Annotated in this window: 20 protein-coding genes and 1 tRNA gene; 8 read left to right on the top strand and 13 right to left on the bottom strand. The window is 73.4% G+C overall.

Going from position 1 to position 18,684, the window contains the following annotated elements:
• Positions 1-209: 209 nt before the first annotated feature.
• The 5 genes from HEK131_RS18945 to HEK131_RS18925 form a co-directional block, all read right to left on the bottom strand.
• Positions 210-1,277, bottom strand: a complete 1,068-nt coding sequence (locus HEK131_RS18945; protein ID WP_217463740.1) for a zinc-dependent alcohol dehydrogenase family protein — start codon at positions 1,275-1,277, stop codon at positions 210-212.
• A gap of 320 nt (positions 1,278-1,597) precedes the next feature.
• Positions 1,598-2,455 carry a universal stress protein gene (locus HEK131_RS18940; protein WP_217463739.1) on the bottom strand — a complete coding sequence of 286 codons (858 nt, stop codon included), beginning with the start codon at positions 2,453-2,455 and terminating at the stop codon, positions 1,598-1,600.
• A 17-nt stretch (positions 2,456-2,472) separates the two neighbouring features.
• A complete protein-coding gene (locus tag HEK131_RS18935; RefSeq protein WP_244336276.1) occupies positions 2,473-3,399 on the bottom strand; it encodes a universal stress protein in 927 nt (308 codons plus the stop codon).
• Between the two features lie 422 nt (positions 3,400-3,821).
• Positions 3,822-4,349 carry an NUDIX hydrolase family protein gene (locus HEK131_RS18930; RefSeq protein ID WP_217463773.1) on the bottom strand — a complete coding sequence of 176 codons (528 nt, stop codon included), beginning with the start codon at positions 4,347-4,349 and terminating at the stop codon, positions 3,822-3,824.
• Between the two features lie 87 nt (positions 4,350-4,436).
• Positions 4,437-5,249 carry an SAM-dependent methyltransferase gene (locus tag HEK131_RS18925; RefSeq protein ID WP_244336275.1) on the bottom strand — a complete coding sequence of 271 codons (813 nt, stop codon included), beginning with the start codon at positions 5,247-5,249 and terminating at the stop codon, positions 4,437-4,439.
• Positions 5,250-5,465: 216 nt separating this feature from the next.
• Between HEK131_RS18925 and HEK131_RS18920 the strand changes: the two genes are divergently transcribed.
• Complete coding sequence (locus HEK131_RS18920; RefSeq protein ID WP_244336274.1) at positions 5,466-6,326, top strand: Cof-type HAD-IIB family hydrolase; 861 nt, start codon at positions 5,466-5,468, stop codon at positions 6,324-6,326.
• On the opposite strand, the gene HEK131_RS18915 is transcribed toward HEK131_RS18920, so the two are convergent.
• Positions 6,323-7,129 carry an alpha/beta hydrolase gene (locus HEK131_RS18915; RefSeq protein WP_244336273.1) on the bottom strand — a complete coding sequence of 269 codons (807 nt, stop codon included), beginning with the start codon at positions 7,127-7,129 and terminating at the stop codon, positions 6,323-6,325. The two genes, HEK131_RS18920 and HEK131_RS18915, sit on opposite strands and share 4 nt — an antisense overlap.
• Before the next feature lie 187 nt (positions 7,130-7,316).
• Here HEK131_RS18915 and HEK131_RS18910 point away from each other — a divergent pair, with 187 nt between their 5' ends.
• The 4 genes from HEK131_RS18910 (at position 7,317) to HEK131_RS18895 (ending at position 11,703) form a co-directional block, all read left to right on the top strand.
• Entirely contained in the window at positions 7,317-8,504 is a 1,188-nt protein-coding gene (locus HEK131_RS18910; RefSeq protein ID WP_244336272.1) for a thiolase family protein, read from the top strand.
• Between the two features lie 74 nt (positions 8,505-8,578).
• Positions 8,579-10,090, top strand: a complete 1,512-nt coding sequence (locus tag HEK131_RS18905; RefSeq protein ID WP_244336271.1) for a long-chain-fatty-acid--CoA ligase — start codon at positions 8,579-8,581, stop codon at positions 10,088-10,090.
• Positions 10,091-10,137: 47 nt separating this feature from the next.
• Complete coding sequence (locus HEK131_RS18900; protein WP_217463732.1) at positions 10,138-10,908, top strand: sulfite exporter TauE/SafE family protein; 771 nt, start codon at positions 10,138-10,140, stop codon at positions 10,906-10,908.
• A 21-nt stretch (positions 10,909-10,929) separates the two neighbouring features.
• Positions 10,930-11,703, top strand: a complete 774-nt coding sequence (locus tag HEK131_RS18895; RefSeq protein WP_244336270.1) for a cobalt-precorrin-6A reductase — start codon at positions 10,930-10,932, stop codon at positions 11,701-11,703.
• Here HEK131_RS18895 and cobF read toward each other — a convergent pair.
• A complete protein-coding gene (cobF, locus tag HEK131_RS18890) occupies positions 11,660-12,433 on the bottom strand; it encodes a precorrin-6A synthase (deacetylating) (RefSeq protein WP_244336269.1) in 774 nt (257 codons plus the stop codon). The two genes, HEK131_RS18895 and cobF, sit on opposite strands and share 44 nt — an antisense overlap.
• 145 nt (positions 12,434-12,578) lie before the next feature.
• On the opposite strand from cobF, the gene HEK131_RS18885 reads away from it, so the two are divergent.
• Together HEK131_RS18885 and HEK131_RS18880 are read left to right on the top strand one after the other, a co-directional pair.
• Positions 12,579-13,025: an ALF repeat-containing protein gene (locus tag HEK131_RS18885; protein ID WP_244336268.1), complete on the top strand. Its 447-nt coding sequence runs from the start codon at positions 12,579-12,581 to the stop codon at positions 13,023-13,025.
• 92 nt (positions 13,026-13,117) lie between these two features.
• A complete protein-coding gene (locus HEK131_RS18880) occupies positions 13,118-13,999 on the top strand; it encodes an SDR family oxidoreductase (RefSeq protein ID WP_217463728.1) in 882 nt (293 codons plus the stop codon).
• Positions 14,000-14,003: 4 nt separating this feature from the next.
• Here the strand turns inward: HEK131_RS18880 and HEK131_RS18875 are convergent, their stop codons facing one another.
• Positions 14,004-14,546, bottom strand: coding sequence for a DUF309 domain-containing protein (locus tag HEK131_RS18875; protein WP_244336267.1), 543 nt, complete (start codon positions 14,544-14,546; stop codon positions 14,004-14,006).
• A 106-nt stretch (positions 14,547-14,652) separates the two neighbouring features.
• Between HEK131_RS18875 and HEK131_RS18870 the strand changes: the two genes are divergently transcribed.
• A tRNA-Pro gene (locus tag HEK131_RS18870) sits at positions 14,653-14,726 on the top strand.
• A gap of 94 nt (positions 14,727-14,820) precedes the next feature.
• On the opposite strand, the gene HEK131_RS18865 is transcribed toward HEK131_RS18870, so the two are convergent.
• The 5 genes from HEK131_RS18865 to HEK131_RS18845 form a co-directional block, all read right to left on the bottom strand.
• Positions 14,821-15,522: a class F sortase gene (locus HEK131_RS18865; RefSeq protein WP_244336266.1), complete on the bottom strand. Its 702-nt coding sequence runs from the start codon at positions 15,520-15,522 to the stop codon at positions 14,821-14,823.
• Positions 15,523-15,537: 15 nt separating this feature from the next.
• Positions 15,538-16,026 carry a sortase gene (locus tag HEK131_RS18860; protein WP_217463726.1) on the bottom strand — a complete coding sequence of 163 codons (489 nt, stop codon included), beginning with the start codon at positions 16,024-16,026 and terminating at the stop codon, positions 15,538-15,540.
• A gap of 278 nt (positions 16,027-16,304) precedes the next feature.
• Complete coding sequence (locus HEK131_RS18855) at positions 16,305-16,721, bottom strand: DUF3592 domain-containing protein (RefSeq protein ID WP_244336265.1); 417 nt, start codon at positions 16,719-16,721, stop codon at positions 16,305-16,307.
• Positions 16,722-16,813: 92 nt separating this feature from the next.
• Positions 16,814-17,851 (bottom strand): HEAT repeat domain-containing protein, encoded by a 1,038-nt coding sequence (locus HEK131_RS18850; RefSeq protein WP_244336264.1) that lies wholly within the window; start codon positions 17,849-17,851, stop codon positions 16,814-16,816.
• A complete protein-coding gene (locus HEK131_RS18845) occupies positions 17,845-18,558 on the bottom strand; it encodes a HEAT repeat domain-containing protein (RefSeq protein ID WP_432215707.1) in 714 nt (237 codons plus the stop codon). Before HEK131_RS18845 ends, HEK131_RS18850 begins: the two co-directional genes overlap by 7 nt.
• Positions 18,559-18,684: the final 126 nt, after the last annotated feature.

The following is an 18,684-nucleotide window of genomic DNA, read 5'->3' as shown; positions in this document are numbered from 1 at the left end:
CACCTGACCGGACGTCACGGCCCCTCGGGAAGCGGCACGGTCCACACCAGCACCGCCCCGCCCTTCTCACTCGTGCCCAACTCCCTTCGCCCGCCGAGCTGTTCGGCCCGCTCGGTCATGCTGCGCCGCACGCCCGGCGGCATCCCCACACCGTCCTCCGCGACCCGCAGCCATGCGCACACCCGGCGCGGGACGGCGCGGGACGAGGGTCACGGCATCGGGATGGCCACCTCGTGCCGGTCCGCGCCCAGCACCACCTTCAGGGCACCGGTCTCGGCCGCGTGCGCGAACACGTCGTACGCCTCCGCCATGTGGTTCAGCGGGAAGGTGTGGGTCACCAGTTCCGCGGTCGGCAGCCGTCCCGCCGCCGCCATCCGCAGCAGGGTCGGGGTGGAGTACGTGTCCACCAGGCCCGTCGTGATGGTGACGTCCCTGATCCACAGGTTCTCCAGGTGCAGCACCGCCGGGGCGCCGTGCACACCGACGTTGGCCACGTGACCGCAGGGCCGCACCACACGGGTGCACAGTTCGAAGCTCTCCGCCACGCCGACCGCCTCCACGGCCACGTCCGCGCCGAGCCCGCCGGTGAGGTCGTCCACCAGGAGACCGGGGTCCTCCCCGGCCAGCGCCACGACGTCCGCGCCGAGCCGCCGGGCCGCCTGCAACCGGGACCGGGCCAGGTCCACCACGATGATCCGCTCGGGGGCGAACAGCCGGGCGGCGACGACGGCCGCCAGCCCGATCGGCCCGGCGCCCACGATCACCACCGTGTCGCCCGCGCGGACCCGGCCGTTGAGCACGCCCACCTCGTAGGCGGTCGGGAAGATGTCCGCCAGCAGGACCGCGACCTCGCTCGGCACGGAGGCCGGCAGCGGGTGCAGGGACAGGTCGGCGTGCGGGACCCGGACGTACTCGGCCTGGGTGCCGTCCAGGAGATGGCCGAGGACCCAGCCGCCGCCGCCCAGGCACTGCCCGTACCGGCCCTCCCGGCAGAAGCGGCACCGGCCGCACGACGTGATGCACGAGATCAGCACCCGGTCGCCGGGCCGTACGGTGCGCACATCGCTGCCCACGTCGACGATCTCGCCGACCGCCTCGTGGCCGAGCACCGTGCCGGGCGGTACCTCGGGCACATCCCCCTTCAGGATGTGCAGGTCGGTCCCGCAGACGGACACCATGCCGACCTTCACGATCGCGTCGGTCGGCTCCTTGATCCCGGGGTCCGGGACGTCCTCCCAGGACGCCTGGCCCGGTCCGTGAAAGACGAAGCCCTTCATGACGCTCCTCACCTCGTCGGCCGGCCCGCTGCTGACCCCGCGCCTGCCTTGACGGCCCGGAACCGGCCCCTGTCTCCAGCTTCGCCGCCGCGGCGCTCCCGCGCACGGGCCGCCCGGCCCACGCCGGCACCCGATTCCAGGTCCGGGCCGCACGGGTACCCCGAACCGGGCCGGTCGGCCCTTTTACCCGCCGGGCCACATGCGATCTGCTCGGCTCATGGCCAAGCGAAGCCCTTCTGCGCCTGCTGCGTGCGACCGGACTGCGGGCTCCGTCGAGGTGGAGCCCGGCCGGGCGGAGACGGTGTCGGGGTAGCGCCGTGTCACGCCTGTTCCGGGACCACCGCGACCGGGCAGGGCGCGCGGTGGAGCACGCCGTGGGCCACCCGGCCGAGCTGGAGGCCGAGGCCGCCGTGCCGGTGCTGGGCGCCCACCACGAGGAGGGTGGCGCCCCGCGCCGCTTCGAGGAGGGCGTCCCGGCTGTGGCCCTCCGGCGTCCGGCCGATCGTCGCCACCCCTTCCGGTACGTCCCGCAGGGCTTCGGCCACCGCTTCCAGCGCCGTCTCCTCCGGGTCGCCGCCGTGCGGGTCGTGGCCGGTGAAGACGCCCGAGGGACGCCGCCAGGCGCGTACCGCCTCCAGGGGCAGCCCGCGCAGCTCGGCCTCCTCGGCCGCGAACCGGGCGGCGGCCGCGTCGCCGGGCTTGTCGCCGACCGCCAGTACGATCCGCGGGGTGCTCCCCGCCTCCTCCGTGCCGGGACCGTCGCGCAGCACGAACACCGGACAGTGCGCGTGCCCGGCGACCGTCAGGCTCACCGAACCGAGCAGCGCCTCGGTGACCCCGCTACGGCCCCGGCTGCCGACCACCACCGCGCGGGCGGTACGGCTCTCCCGGACGAGCGCGTACTCCGGTTCGCCGGGCAGCACATCCGTGGTCACCTCCAGACCGGGACGCCGCTGGCGGGCCCGTGCCTCCGCGGTGCCGACCACGTCCCTGGCCATGACCTCCTCGACGGGACGGTTCAGCTCCTGGGCGACCAGCTCGCCCTCGTAGCGTTCCCAGAGCGAGGCGTACACCAGGCGCAGCGGCGCCCCGCGCAGGGCCGCCTCCTCCGCGCCCCAGTCCACGGCGCCCAGGCTGGACGCGGAACCGTCCACGCCGACCACGATCGGCTCGTCCATGGTGTTCTCCCTATCTGTCAGTCGTGCGGGACGACGGCGACGGGACCGGCGGCGTGGTGCAGCACGGCGTGCGCGACATGCCCGAGGTGGGCGCCGAACCGGCCCTTGCGCACCCGGCGGCCCACCACGACCAGGCAGGCGTCGCGCGAGGCGTCCACCAGGACCGACCCGGCACTGCCCTCGACGGCCGTCTCGGCCATGTCGACGTCCGGGAACCGCTTCCGCCAGGGCTCCAGCGCCCTGGCGAGCATGAACGCGTTCCGTGGTTCGAGCGCGGCCTCGGCGACCGGGGGCGCCTCCGCCTCGTAGGAGTAGCCGGGAGTGTCGTACGGGGGCGGCGGCTGGGGTACCCAGGCGTACACCACCCGCAGCGGAGCGCCGCGCAGCGCGGCGGTGCGACACGCGAACTCCAGCAGGGCCGCGTGCGGCGCGGTGATGTCCAGGCCGAGGACGACCGGCCGGAACGGCGTCGCGGCCGACGGGATGCCCGCCGGGTCCGCCAGGTGCTCGTCGGCGGCCTGCTCACCCGCCCGCACCAGCACCACCGGGCACCCCGCGTGCCCGGCGACCGCCATGCCGACCGAGCCCACGATGAACCCGTGGAGCCCGCTCAGGCCGCGCGAGCCGAGCGCCAGCAGTTCGGACGTCCCGGCGGCCTCGCACAGCACGTCCACCGGGTCGCCGGTGTGCTGCTCGGTGATCACCTCCAGGCCGGGATGGCGCAGCCGCAGCCCCTCCGCGCTCTCGCGCGGCGCCCGCTCGATCCAGTCCTGCTCGGCCTCGGCCCCGAGCAGCGGAGCCTGCGCCAGCGGGTCGGGCAGCGGCTCCCACGCCTGGACGAGCCGCAGCGGCAGCCCGCGCAGCCGTGCCTCGCGCGCCGCCCATTCGGCGGCGGCCCGGCTCTCGGCGGAGCCGTCCAGGCCCGCGGTCACGGTTCGGGGCATCGCCTTCACCTCCCTGGCTCTTTCCGGGGGCCGTGCCGGCCCACCTACCAGCCTGACCGCAACGGGCCGCTCGGGCCACGGCCACAGGTCCCTCCGGGGGACCGGCAGGCCCTGTCAGCGGTGCGGACGTGGAGTTCCTTCACGCGCCGGCCTGGTCCGGTCGGCCCTGGTGCGGACACCGCCGAGACGCGACGATCGTGTTGGGGGCCGTCCGTGAGCCCGGCGGCCCAGGAGAACGAAAGGGCGTCAGGCCCGAGACACGCGCCTTCGCGGAGCGGGACCCGATCCGCGTCTTCCCGCTGGACGACCACGAGGTCGTCTCCATTCGAGGCGTCCGCCTCCAGGGTCGTACGCCCGCGTCTGGTGCGCCACGGGCGGTACGGCCCCGGCCGGGGACCCTCAGGCCCCCGGCCGGGCGGGCGCTAGGAGACGATGCCCACGTGCGCGAGCGCCTGCTTCAGCAGGGCGCCGTGGCCGCCCGGCATCTCGCCGTGCAGGGCCGCCGAGGCCGCTTCCTGCGGGGTGAACCAGACGAGGTCCAGCGCGTCCTGCCGTGGGCGGCAGTCGCCGGTCACCGGCACGATGTATGCCAGCGACACCGCGTGCTGGCGCGGGTCGTGGTACGGGGTGACACCGGCGGTGGGGAAGTACTCCGCGACCGTGAACGGCTGGGTGGAGGCCGGGACCCGGGGCAGCGCGACCGGCCCGAGGTCCTTCTCCAGGTGCCGCAGCAGCGCGTCGCGGACCCGCTCGTGGTGCAGGACGCGGCCGGAGACCAGCGTGCGGCTGACCGTGCCGTCCGGCCCGATGCGCAACAGCAGCCCGATGCTGATGACTTCGCCGCTGTCGTCCACCCGCACGGGCACGGCCTCGACGTACAGGATCGGCATCCGGGCCCTGGCCATCTCCAGCTCGTCCGTGGTCAGCCAGCCGGGCGTGGTCTCGGTCATGTCAGACATTGCTTGATCATACTTTCCGGGTGGGGACCCGCCGCGGGTGCGGACGGGCTCGGACAGGCGCGGTCGCGGCCGACGGGCTCACGGTTTCACGGCGACGGCACCGAACTGCGGTAGGGGGGCGGCCTCCGCGACGTCCGGACGCCACCGCGAGCACGGCAGGAGGCCCGGTTCGACCAGCTCCAGACCGTCGAGGAAGGCGGCGATCCCGGCGCGGTCGCGGGCGGTGATCGGCGGGGTGGCGTTGGCGTTCCAGAACTCCATCGCGGCCACATTCCCCTCGCCGCCCACGTCGCCGTCGTAGGTCGGGTGGGTGAGCACCAGCACGCTGCCGGACGGGACGGCGGCCATGATCCGCCGGACGACGTCCCGCGCCTCTTCGTCGTCCAGGACGAAGTTGAGGATGCCCAGCATCATCACCGCGACCGGCTCGGCCAGGTCCAGGGTCTTACCGGCGCGCGCCACGATGGCGTCCGGGTCGCGGACGTCGGCGTCGACGTAGTCCGTGACGCCCTCGGGGGAACTGGTCAGCAGCGAGCGGGCGTGGGCCAGGACGATCGGGTCGTTGTCGACGTACACGACCTTCGACGCGGGGGCCAGGCGCTGGGCGATCTCGTGGGTGTTGTCCACGGTCGGCAGGCCAGTGCCCACGTCGAGGAACTGCCGGATGCCGCGCTCGGCCACGAGGTGGCGCACCGCCCGCACCAGGAAGTCCCGGTCCGCACGGGCCACGGCCCGGATCACCGGGAACATCCCGGCGACGTGCTCACCGACGCGCCGGTCGACCTCGTAGTTGTCCTTGCCGCCGAGCCAGTGGTTCCATACCCGCGCGTTGTGCGCCACGGAGGTGTCCGGCCGTGCCGCCCCGGCCGTAGCGGAGCCGTCGTCGCTCAACTCGCCGCCTTCCTGGGTACGGCCGTCCGCCGCCCCTTGATCACGCCGTCCCGCGTCATTGTGCCGCCCGGCGATCGCGCTGTCCCGAAAATCGCGCACGGTACGCGAACGGGCACCGAACGGGCATCCCCGGACCGGCCGCCCCCGCCCAGGGAAAAGCCCGTCCGGGGCATGAGGAACACTGGTGGCGTCCCGCGAACCGACCGGAAGCAGCACATGTCAGCGACGCCCGCGCCCCTCCTCGACGTCCCCGGCGAGCCCTCCGGCCCCGCCGACATCCGCCTGGTGGTGACCGACATGGACGGCACCCTGCTGGACGACGACAAGCGGCCGCCGGTCACCCTGCGGCCCCTGCTCGCCGAACTCCGGCGCCGGGGCGTGCTGTTCAGCCCCGCCAGCGGCCGCCAGTACGCGACGCTGGCCGAGGAGTTCGCCGACGTGGCCGAGGGCATGGTGTTCATCGCGGAGAACGGCACCTACGTGGTCCGCGACGGGGTGGAGCTCAGCTCCGACCCGCTGGAGCACGCGGCCGCCGCGGAGCTGGCCCGCACCGTACGGGGACTGGCCGCGCGGGGCGTGGACGCGGGCGCCGTGGTCTGCGGCAAGCGGGCCGCGTACGTGGAGCGGACCGACGAGGCGTTCCTCGCCGAGGTGCGCAAGTACTACGTCGAGCACCGCGTCGTCGAGGACGTGACCGCGGTGGACGACGAGATCATCAAGGTCGCGGTGTACGACTTCGGCTCAGCCGAGCACGGCGCCGCCCCCGCCCTGGCGCCCTTCGCCGCGACCCACCAGGTGGTGGTGTCCGGCGAGCACTGGGTGGACGTGATGAACCGCACCGCCAACAAGGGCGCCGCCCTGCGCGGCCTCCAGCGCGAACTGGGCATCACGCCGGCCCAGACCATGGTCTTCGGCGACTACCTCAACGACCTGGAGATGCTGGACGCCGCCGACTGGTCCTTCGCCATGGCCAACGCCCACCCGGACGTCATCAGCCGGGCCCGCCACCTCGCGCCGTCCAACAACGACCAGGGCGTGCCCCGGACGGTCGCGCGGATCCTCGGCATAGAGCTCTAGCCGAGCACCGCGTCCAGGAACCCCGTCAGCTCCTCGAAGACCTTCGCGCGGTCGGTCTCGTGGAAGACCTCGTGCCGGGCCCCGGCGAAGATCCGTTCGGTGGCCCGGCCCGCGCCGAGCCGTTCCACCCCGGTCCGGCTGCCCGGCAGCGGGACCAGCCGGTCGTCGTCGCCGTGCAGCCACAGCAGCGGCAGGGTCCCGGTGTCGCCGCCCTCGGCCACGGCCGCGAGCCCGCGTTCGAAGGCCAGCAGCGTCGGCCGCTTCATCGGGCCGTGCCAGACCAGCGGGTCGGCGAGGTAGGCCGCGCCCACGGCCGGGTCGCGGGAGAGCGCGGCCGGGCTGACCGGCGTGTCCGGGATCTCGTCCGATGCGAGCAACTGGCCGGGCAGCGCCCACTCGCCGATCACCGGCCCCGACAGCACCAGCGCGCTCAGTTCCGACCCGTACCGCTGGGCGTACCGGGCCGCGATCAGGCCGCCCATGGAGTGGCCCACCAGCACCAGGGGCAGACCGGGATGCCCGGCGCGGGCCAGGTCCGCCGCCGTGTGGACGTCGGTGACCACGTCCTCGAAGTCGTCGATCCGCGCCCGTTCGCCGGACGACCTGCCGTGCCCGAGGTGGTCGGGCGCGTACACCGCCGCGCCGTGCCCGGTGAGCACCCCGGCGACCTCGTCGTACCGGCCCGCGTGCTCGCCGTACCCGTGCACCAGCAGGGCGAGATACCGGGGCGCGGGGTGCGGCCAGGCGCGGATGTGCAGGGCTCCGTGGACGCCTTGGCGGGTGTGTTCGCGTACGGCGGTCATGCGCGGTCTCCTCCGGCGGGGTGGCGTGGGTCGCTCCAGGGGGATCTTCCCAGCGGGCCGGTACGCGGTCTATAGTCCGGTAGAGCTCAAAACTAGCAGTGCTAATTAAGTCGCTCGCCACATCGTCCCGCCTCGGCGGGGCATAGGTTCATGCTGATCCACAGCGTCGTCGGTCAGGAGTCCCGAGTTGCGTCCCGTCCACTTCGCGGCCGCCCGCCGCACCCCGATCGGCAAGCTGCGCGGGGCCCTTTCCTCCGTGCGGCCCGACGACCTCGCCGCAGCCGTCGTCCGCGACCTGGTGAGCGGCGTGCCCGCCCTCGACCCGGCCCGCGTCGACGACGTGTACTGGGGCGCCGCCAACCAGGCGGGCGAGGACAACCGCAACATCGCCCGCATGGCCGCACTGCTCGCCGGCCTCCCCGACACCGTGCCCGGTGCCACCGTCAACCGGCTCTGTGCCTCCGGCCTCGAAGCGGTCACCACCGCCGCCCGGACCATCGCCGCCGGTGAGGCGGACATCGTGATCGCGGGCGGCTCCGAGTCCATGAGCCGCGCCCCCTTCGTGCTGCCCCGCCCCGACGAGGCCCTCCCGCACCGCATGGAGACCTACGACACCCGCCTCGGCTGGCGCCTCACCAACCCGGCGATGAAGGACCTGCACGGCGTACTGGCCATGGGCGAGACCGCCGAGGAGGTCGCCCGGCGCTACGGCATCTCCCGTGAGCGCCAGGACGAGTTCGCCCTGCGCAGCCACCAACTCGCGGCCACCGCACGGAAGAACGGCCACTTCGACGCCGAACTCCTGCCCGTGGAGCGCCCGGACGGCATCACCGTCGACCGCGACGAGTGCGTACGCGAGGACACCTCCCTGGAGAAACTCGCCCGCCTCAAGCCGGTGTTCCGGGGCGACGGCACGGTCACCGCGGGCAACGCCTCACCCATGAACGACGGCGCCGCCGGACTCCTCCTGGTCAGCGAGGACGCGCTGGAGGAGCTGGGCCTCGAATCCCTCGGCCGGTACGTCGCCGGAGCCTCGGCGGGCGTCCACCCCGACGTGATGGGCATCGGCCCGGTCCCCGCCACCCGCAAGGCGCTCGCCCGCGTCGGCTGGAGCATCGACGATCTCCAGGAGGCCGAGTTCAACGAGGCGTTCGCCGCCCAGGCCCTCGCCTCCGTCGACGAACTGGGCATCGACCCCGCCCTGGTGAACCCCACCGGCGGCGCCATCGCCCTCGGCCACCCCCTCGGCTGCTCCGGCGCCCGCATCCTCACCACCCTGCTCCACCGCATGCGCCGCACCGGCGCCGGACGCGGCCTCGCCACCATGTGCGTCGGGGTCGGGCAGGGCAGCGCGGTCCTGGTGGAGCGCCCCTGAACCAACCCGACGGAGCTTGCCCACAGGCGAGTTCCGCAGCACGAGTCGTACAGCAGGAAACGGAGCCGCACCTCATGGCAACCCTGTCCGTCGCCGCCATCCTGGCCGAGAACGCCCGCCGCCGCCCCGACCGGACGGCCCTGGTCGAGGGCGACCTGCGCCTCACCTTCGCCGAAGCCTGGCGGCGCTCCCTCGCCCAGGCCGGCGCGCTGGCCGCCCTCGGCGTACGGCCGGGGGACCGGGTCGCCCTGATGGCCCCCAACACCGTGGAGTTCCCCCTCGCCTACTTCGCGACCGTGGCCGTGGGCGGTGTCGTGGTCCCCGTCCACCTGCTGCTCTCCGCACCGGAGGTCGAGCACGTACTGAAGGACAGCGGCGCCACCCTCCTGCTCGCCCACCCCGCCCAGGAGGCCACCGCCCGCGCCGCCGCCGACCCCCTCGGCATCCGGGTGGTCGTCCTCGGGGAGGAGCTGGAGAAGCTCGCGGTGGACGCCGAGCCGCCGCACTCGTACGTCACCCGGGCCGCCGACGACCCGGCCGTCGTCTTCTACACGAGCGGCACCACCGGCGTCCCGAAGGGCGCCGTGCTCAGCCACTTCAACATCGTGATGAACGCGACCGTCAACGCCTTCGACGCCAACGACATCCGCCCCGACGACACCGTCCTCGGCGCCCTCCCGCTCTTCCACGCCTTCGGGCAGACGGTCTCCCTCAACTCCACCTGGCGCGCGGGCGCGACGCTCGTCCTGATGCCCCGCTTCGACGCCGCCCGCGCCATCGAGATCATGGTCCGGGAGCAGGTCAACACCTTCCACGGCGTCCCCACCATGTTCGTCTCCCTCGCCGCCGTCGCGGCCGACGCCGACGCCCTGCCCGAGCTGCGGCTGTGCGTCTCCGGCGGCGCCTCGCTGCCGGTGGCCGTGCTGGAACGCTTCGAGTCGGCGTTCGGCGCGCGGATCTACGAGGGCTACGGCCTCTCGGAGACCTCCCCGGCCGCCACCGTCAACCAGCCCGTCTTCGGCACCCGCGCCGGCACCATCGGCCACCCGCTGTGGGGCGTGGACGCCGAGATCGCCCACGCGGACGTCGAGGACCGCGTCGAACTCCTCCCGCCCGGCGAGCTGGGCGAGGTCGTCATCCGGGGCCACAACGTCTTCTCCGGCTACCTCGGCCGCCCGGAGGCCACCGCCGAGGCGCTGGTCGACGGCTGGTTCCGCACCGGCGACCTCGGCACCAAGGACGAGGACGGGTTCCTGCGGATCGTCGACCGCAAGAAGGACGTCATCATCCGCGGCGGCTACAACGTCTACCCCCGCGAGGTCGAGGAGGTCCTCGCCCGGCACCCGGACGTCGCCCAGGTCGCCGTCATCGGTCTGCCCGACGAGCTGCACGGCGAGGAGGTCTGCGCGGTCGTCGTCCCCGCGCCGGGCACCGCCCCCGCCACCGCCGCGATCGCCGAGTGGTCCAAGGAACACCTCGGCAAGCACAAGTACCCGCGCCGCGTGGAGTTCACGGACACGCTGCCGCTCGGCCCCAGCATGAAGGTGCTCAAGCGCGAACTGCGCGCCCGGTATACCGCCCACTGAGACCCCCGGCGCCCGGCCGGACGTGTGCACATAGCATCGGTCTCCGCATGAACATGATGACGCTCTGGCACATATCCGGCTGGGAGTTCGCCGCCCTGGCCCTCGCCGCCCTCCTGGTCGGCTTCTCCAAGACCGCGGTCAGCGGGGCCAACACGGTCAGCCTCGCCGTCTTCGCGGCCGTCCTGCCCGCCCGCGCCTCCACCGGTGTCCTGCTGCCGCTCCTGATCGCGGGCGACACCTTCGCCGTCCTCACCTACCGGCGCCACGCCCACTGGCCCACCCTGTGGCGGCTGTTCCCCGCCGTCGCGGCCGGAGTGGTGGCGGGCACGCTGTTCCTCGCCCGCGTGGGCGACGGGGGAGTACGGACCTCCATCGGCGTGATCCTGCTGATGATGACCGGCATCACCCTCTGGCGGCGACGCCAGGAGAGCGCGGCGGAGGGCTCCGACGTCAGCACGAAGGCGGGCCGCGCGACGGCGGGCGCGTACGGCGTGACCGGCGGCTTCACCACCATGGTCGCCAACGCGGGCGGCCCGGTGATGTCGATGTACCTGCTCTCCGCGGGCTTCCGCAAGATGGGCTTCCTCGGCACCTCCGCCTTCTTCTTCCTCATCGTCAACGTGGCCAAGATCCCCTTCAGCGCGGCCCTCGGCCTGATCGACGGCGACTCGCTGCTGCTCGACGCGGCACTGCTCGTGTTCGTCGTCCCCGGCGGGTTCCTCGGCAAGTGGGCCGTCCACAAGATCAACCAGCGGCTCTTCGACCGCATCGTCATCGTGGCGACCCTCGTCGGGGCGGTCGAACTCCTGCTGACCTGACCGGATGCGTACGCTCACCCCATGCCCGCGCACGTCCTGATCCTCGGCGGCACCACCGAGGCCCGCCGTCTCGCCACCGCCCTCGCCGCCCGCCCCGGCCTCCGGGTCACCACCTCGCTCGCGGGGCGCGTGCGCCGGCCGGGGGCGATCGACGGCGAGGTCCGCGTCGGTGGGTTCGGGGGCGCGGCCGGGCTGGCCGACTGGCTGCGCGCCCACCGGGTCACCGCGCTGGTGGACGCGACTCATCCCTTCGCGGAGCGGATCACGGCGAACGCGGCGGAGGCGGCACGGCTGGCCGGCGTCCCGCACGTGGTCCTGCGCCGCCCCGGCTGGGATCTGGACGACGACTGGCACCCGGTGGCCTCTCTGGAGGAGGCGGCGCAAGCCGTACCCCGCCTGGGACAACGGGTGTTCCTCAGCACGGGGCGGCTCGGGCTGGCCGCCTTCGCGGGCCTGACGGACACTCGGTTCGTGGTCCGCTCGGTGGAGCCGCCGGAGCCGCCGCTGCCCCCGCACTGCGAAGTGGTCCTGGCGAGAGGGCCGTTCAGCCTCGCCGACGAGTTGGACCTGCTGCGGACGCACCGCATCGACGTACTGGTGACGAAGGACAGCGGGGGAGCGGCGACGGCACCGAAACTGGCCGCCGCCCGCTCGCTCTCGTTGCCTGTGGTCGTCGTGCGCCGCCCTGAACTCCCCTCCGGCACAGGGGCGTTGCCGGATGAGGAAGCCGTACTGGGCTGGCTGGCCGGGGTCATTCCCCTCGAGGATGCCTGCGCAGCAGATACGTGTCCATGATCCAGCCTTTGCGCTCCCGCGCCTCCGCCCGCACCCGCTCGATGCGCGGCCCGGCCTCCGCCAGCGGACCGGAGACCAGGATCTCGTCCGGGGTGCCTATGTACGCGCCCCAGTAGATGTCGATGTCGTCGCCGGCGTACTCCCGGAACACCTGGTGGGCGTCGAGCATCACCACCACGTCGTCCACCCCCTCCGGGAACCCCTCCGCCAGCCGCCGCCCGGTGGTGATCTGCACCGGCCGCGCCACCCGGTTCAGGCCCGTACGATGCCGGGCGACCAGCGCGGAGACGCTGCTGATGCCGGGCACCACGTCGTACGAGAACTCCACCGCGCCCCGCTCCAGCACCTCTTCGAGGATGCCCAGCGTGCTGTCGTACAGCGAGGGGTCGCCCCACACCAGGAACGCGCCCGTGCCGTCCTCGGCGACCTCGTCGGCGATGAGCCGCTCGTAGATCCCCGCGCGGGCGGCACGCCAGTCCTCGACGGCGGGGGAGTAGGCAGCCCCGCCCGCCCGCCGGTCCCGCTCCGGATCACGCGCCGCCACCACCCGGTAGGAACCCTCGGGCAGATGCGCGTCCAGGATGTCCCGGCGCAGCCGCGTCAGATCGCTCTTCACCTCTCCCTTGTCCAGCAGGAAGAACACGTCCGTGCCGCGCATCGCCTTGACCGCCTGCAGCGTGAGCTGATCGGGGTCGCCCGCGCCGATACCGATGACCTGAATCTTTCGCACGCGTCGAGTCTGCCGCACGGCCTCGGGCGGACGGGGTACGGGGGCGGCAACGGGAACCGGTGAAGACTGCCGGTTCGTGGCAGTGATCGCGGCGGGGTCCGCGGGTGATGATCTTCCGTCCGCTCGACCACGGAGGCTCACCATCATGAGATCGACCCGCGCAGCACTGCTCCTCACGACCGCCGCCCTCGCCCCGGCCCTTCTGCTCACCGCCACCCCCGCGTCCGCCGCCACCCCGGCCACCACCGTCCCGGTCACCACCGCCTCGGTCACGGCGGGCACGCCGGTGGACCAGATGTCCGACGACGACGTCCGGGTGGCCATCTTCCGCATCCTCGCCGACCCGAAGAGTGGCAAGGCGGTGATCCGGGAGGCGAACAGGGCGCTCGACGGCACGATCGAGGACCAGCGGGCGTTCCTGGAGACCGGTTACCGCCTGGCCCAGGCCGAGGACGACCGGGTGGCGGTCGCCCGCATCCTGGCCGACCCGAAGTCCAGCCCCGCCCTCCGCGCGGCCGCCTCCGCGGTGATCGACGGCACGCCGGAGGAGCTGCGGTACTTCATCGAGGTCGGGCAGTACCAGGTCCAGTAGGGCCCGGGCGGCAGCCGCCTCCGTACATGTGGGTACTCGGCCCTTCCGGTGAGCCCGGACGGGCCGGGCCCCGCGAACGGAGGCAGCCCGCCATGTACGACAGCCCCCTCGCAGGCCGTACCGTCGTCGTGACCGGAGCCGCACGCGGGCTCGGCGCGGCCCTGGCCCACGCCTTCGCCGAGCGCGGCGCGCGGCTGGCCCTGCTCGGCCTGGAGAGACAGGAACTGGAGGCGGTGGCCGCCTCGCTCCCTCCGCCGGTGATCGCCCTGGAAGTCGACGTCACCGACTTCCACGCCCTGGAACGCGCCGCCGTGGAAGTACGGGAGAAGCTGGGGCGGCCGTCCGTCGTCGTCGCCAACGCGGGCATCGCGGAAGGCGGACCGTTCGCGGGCTCCGATCCCGAGTCCTGGCGGCGGGTGATCGAGGTCAACCTCGTCGGCAGCGCCATGACGGCACGGGCGTTCCTGGCCGACCTGCTGGTCACGTCCGGCTACTTCCTCCAGGTCGCCTCCCTGGCCGCCCTCGGCACCTCACCCATGATGAGCGCCTACTGCGCCTCCAAGGCGGGCGTCGAGTCCTTCGCCCACGCCCTGCAGGCCGAGGTCGCCCACGAGTCCGTCGGCGTGGGCATCGCCTACATCAACTGGACCGACACCGACATGGTCCGCGACGCGGACAACTACCCGGTCCTGCGCGAACTCCGCGCCCACATGCCGGCGCCGGCCCGCAAGGTGTACCCGGCCGAGATGGTCGCGGAGCGGCTGGTCCGCGCGGTGGAGCAGCGCCGCACCGCCGTCTACGTGCCCCGGTGGCTGCAACTGGTGCAACTGGGGCGCGCGGCCCTGCCACCCGTCGTCCGGCGCGTGTCCCGCCGGGCGCTGCCGCAGTTGCAGGCCGAGCGGGCCCTCCCGCCGACCGGTCTGCTGGGCGCCGGCGGCGTGGCGGACGAGGCGCTGCGGGGGCACGGGGCGTGAGGCGTCACGGGCGCCGGAGGCGGGGAGCCTCGGTACCCGCGTCGATGGGCGCGGAGGTCAGCTCCACCCGTCCGGCGAGGTCCCCGGCCCAGGCGGCCACGCCGGTGAGGTCGAGGCCGTAGGGGCGATGCTGCTCCTGCGCGGCCGACCACTCCGTCACGGCCGCCGCCCCGCGCCGCAGCAGGCGGGCGCCGCCGGTGGTGTTGCCGCGCGCGGCGTGGGTGAGCCCCACCGCTAGCTGGGCGAGACCACGCCACAGCTCACGCTCTGCCTCTGGGCCGGACTTCCAGGCGTCCTCGAACACCTCGTGCGCGTGGAACGGCTTGCCGCCGTCCAACAGCTCCTGCGCCTCCGCGAGCGTCTCGTCCGGGCTCCGTACGACCCCCTCCGGCTGGCGTTCGACGCCGTCCGTCCCGTACGGCAGCGGCCGCCCCAGCCCGTCCCGGGGCCGCGCGTTCCGCGCCCTGCCCTCCGGGTCCCGGTCGCGCCCGCCCGCCGTCCTGTCCGACCTCGCGTCGATGTCTCCACCTGCGTCTGCGTCTGCCATGCGGCCGATTCTCCCCCTCCGCACCGACAACCCGCTTCGGAGGAGTCCCCTACGTGGGGTAAAGTGCTGTTCGCGCGATCACGCGGGTCACCGCGAGTGAGCGCATCGGGACGTGGCGCAGCTTGGTAGCGCACTTGACTGGGGGTCAAGGGGTCGCAGGTTCAAATCCTGTCGTCCCGACTTTACGAAGTCGCAGGCGAGGGCCGGTTACGGAGAAATCCGCAACCGGCCCTCGGCCGTTCCGGCGCCCCGTACGGAGGAGCAGCCGCTCGGTCTACGCCACCGCGGTCAGCGTCGCGTAGACCACGACGTTGCTCTGATAGCCGGTGCCCTTGACGTAGCGGCCGCCGCAGGTGATCAACCGGAGTTCGGGCCGGCCGGTACTGCCGTAGACCTTCCGGCTGGGGAAGTTCTTCCGGTCGTGCAGCTCGACGGCGCGGACGGTGAACACCACTGTCCGCCGGTCCGCCCGGCTGATCTCGATGGTCGCGCCCTCGGTGAGGTCGCCGAGGTTGTAGAAGACGCCGGGACCGCCCGTGGGGGTGTCCACATGCCCGGTGGCGATGGCGGTGCCCGCCGTGCCGGGAGCCGTGCCGTCGCCGTACCAGCCGGCGACGCCGGGGCTCGACGCGGCCGGGGCCCGCAGCGCCCCGGCCGCGTCAAGGCCCACTCGTGCCATCGGCGCGTCCACGCCGATGGCACCGATCCGCAGCCGGACCGGCTCCGCGGGAGGCAGCGCGGCGACCGCGAGGCGGGCCAGGTCCGCGGAGGCCCCTGGGAGGCGGCCGGAGACCACAGCGGCGGTCGAGCCCGCCTGCGACGGCCGAGGCTGGGACGGGCCCTCGTCGCTCACGCCGGAGATCAGCAGCACCGCGCCCGCCGCCATGGCGCAGGCCAGGCCGAGCCGTGCGCAGAGGTACGGATCACGGGAAGCGCTGATACGGCGTCCGAGTCTCAGCCCGGGTCCGGGTGCCATCGCCAGGCTCGACGATCAGGCCCGGATGCCGTCCGGGCGGCGCCGCATCAGCACCAGCCCTCCGGCGGCGGCCGTGGCCAGCAGTCCGCCGCCCACGGCAAGCCCCATGCCGCTGTCCTCGGCCGGCCCGAATCCGGCGTCGACCGAGCCCTTCGGAGAGTGACCGGTGACCTGGTACGTCTCCGTGACCTTGGTCAGCGGCGGACATTTCAGGGTGACGATGTCGCTGCCCGCTTTGGCTCCTTCCGGGATCTGGAACTCGCCGGTGAGCTCCCCCTCCTCGTCACCTGCGAAAAGGTGGAAATCCCCGCCCACCTCCGACCGCCCCTTGCCGTAGTCCGCGTCGGCGTCGCAGGCGCTCGTACTGACCGTGACCGTGGAGCCCGGGGCGGCGTTCCACGGATTGATACGGACATCCGAGTCCTCGGCGGCAGCGACCGGGATCTGCAGTCCGAGGGCACCGAGAGTCAGGCCGATACCAGCACCTATGTGTCTGTAACGCATGCGAATCCTCCAACGGAACGGTGTCCGGCCTACCCGGCGCGGCGCATCTTTCGCGCCCTGTCACCGAGGCAACCGACACCCCGCGGGTTCCGCAACCTGGCGCATCGCCACATATGTCGCCCAGTCAGGTGCCGAGACGGTCCTCCTCGGTACCCCTGCGCAGGTCACCGACGCGGAGATCATCGACAGCAACCACCCGCCGCCACGTCGCCATCATGGTGAACGGCCGTCAGGACGATGGACGCCGCAGGGTCCCGTGGGTTCCCGCATCACGGCCGTCAGGCGAAGGTGAACCAGAGGACCAGGAGCGTGGCTACCACTCCCACCGCTCCGAGGCCGCAGAAGACGCGGGCCAGCACGGTGCTGTCGAAGCCGTCGATGAGCATCCGACGGGGGTCGGACGGGTCGTAGAAGACCGTCACCGGCCCGCCCGTGCGGAGATCGCCGACCGTGTTGCGGGAGACCGAGGACTCGACCTTCATGGTCCGGCCGTCACCGGTCAGCCACTCCACGACCGGGGTGTACATCTTGCTGTTGGAGTCGACGTCGCGCCGGGTGAGGAACCCGACGACCGTGCCCTGGGCCCTGACTCCCTGCTCCCGCAGCCGTCGCCCTCCGCGCAGGAGCCTGACGCCGATGGTCATGAACACCGCTCCGAACAGCAGCGGAAGACCCGCCCCCAACCACACGGCCATGCGGCCCGCCCTCCCTTGTCGGCTGTGCCCATTGCATCACGCGCTGGTTCAGGAGTTCGAGCCAGGACGAACGCCGCCACGGCAGTACGCCGTCAGAGGTCCTCCTCGCCCCGGTCGGCCGAAGAGCGCTCGTCGAGAAGCGTGACGAAGGCCGAGGCGATCAGGGCGACGGCGCGGTCGTCGTCGTGGGTCAGGCGGCGCAGGACCTCGCGCACGGCGGTACCCGGCAACTCGACCAGCGCCTGGATCAGGCGTACCCGCGTCGCGAAGTCCGCCGCTGGAGAGGCGAGTTCGTCGACCAGTAGGGTCAGGACGCGGTCCGCGCGATCGGGGCGACGGGACAGCGTCCCGAGGATCTCCGCCGCGTCGACGTCGTGGAAGCCCTCGACCACCATGCCGACGAGCGCCGGTACGGCCGCGGTCACGCCACTCCGTCCCAGCACCACTGCGGCGTGCCCGCGCACGGTCGTGTCCGGGTCGTCGAGCGCCTTGGCGAGCGCCTCGGTCGCCCGCGGGGACTCGTCCATCTCGGCGATCGCCCGCACCGCGCGCCGCCGGACGTCGACGTCCGGCGCGTCCAGGCCGGCGGTCAGCGCCGTCACGGCGTCGGCGCCGGACCGGGCGAGCGCCCAGCACAGAGCGCCCGCGACGCTGGGGTCGGACTCGGCAAGGACCGCCTCGGCCAGCAGCCCGACGTGGACCGGCGCGTCTTCCGGCCGGGTGAGGACGGCCTGCTGCCTGCGCGCGGCACTGGCCGAGCCGAGCCCCTGCATCAGCTCGACGATGCGCAGCACGTCCTGCCAGCCGGTGGGCGCCGACGCGTCGATCGCACGGAGCCGTTCCAGCAGTTCCCGCTCCCGCTCCAGGCGGTCCTCCGTCCACCGGATGAGGTCGCCGACCAACGCGGACGGGGTGAACTCCGGGTCCGCCAGAGCGTGTCCGACCTGCTTGAGCGAGAGCCCGAGGGACCGCAGGCTCTCCACGTGGAAGACCCTGCGGACATCCTCGGCGGTGTACTCGCGGTAGCCGCCGACGGTCCGGCCGGTCGGGCGTACGAGCCCGAGGGCGTCGTAGTGCCGGAGCATCCGGGGGCTCACCCCCGAGCGGCGGGCCACCTCGCCGATCAGCACTCCGCGCCCTCCACGGCTTCCGCCGCGGCGGCGGCTCGCTCCGGACCGAGCGCGACGAGCCGCTTCGCCTCCTCGACGGCAGCGTCGAACCCGGTCTCCGGGTCCTGCCGGAGGAGCAGGGTGGCGTGCGCGTGGGCGGCCACGGCCGGGTCGGCGTGCGCCCCGGCGGTGGCGAGGGCGGGCTCGGCGGCATCTCCCAGGGCGACCAGGGCCTGGCTCAGGCTCAGTCGCACCTCGCGGTCGCCCCGGCCGAGCTGGGTGACCAGTTCGCGGGCCAGGTCCTTCGCCTCGCCCTCGGGCACGAGGACGACCGCGACGCGCCACGCGGTGCGCGCGACCTCGTCGTCGGCGTCGCGCAGCATGTCGCGCGTGATCCAGGCCCACGCGCTCCGGTCACCGATCTTGGACAGCGTGTGCAACGCCTGGGCGCGGGCTGCGGGGCGCCCGGAGCCTAGTTCCCGGCGGATACGGGGCAGGGTGATCTCCGGTGGGAGGCGGGTCAGCACCCAGGACAGCATGTCCCGTACGAAGAAGTCCGGCTCGACCGCACACCGCTCGATGAGCGTCTCCAGGTGGCCGGGGTCGGGATGCGAGCCGGCCGCCAGGGCGGCCTGGAGCCGCACCGACGGGTCCTCTGCACTCAGGGCGTCGGCCACACGTGCGTTGCGCGGGCTTCCGTAGGTCGGATCGATGGAAACCACCTCCAGCCCCCAGGGGACACCTTCTCACCGTGTCAAGGTCAAGCGGTGACCGTCGGGACGGTACGCCGCCGGGCACGGGCGCGGCCGACCCGGTAGGAGGGGCCGGCCGCGTACGCCCCGCCCGCGAGCGGG

This window comes from Streptomyces seoulensis (assembly GCF_022846655.1).
In the GTDB taxonomy this organism is placed as follows: Bacteria; Actinomycetota; Actinomycetes; order Streptomycetales; family Streptomycetaceae; genus Streptomyces.
Note: the sequence above shows the minus strand (reverse complement) of the source record. Positions and strands in the feature narration are given on the sequence as shown.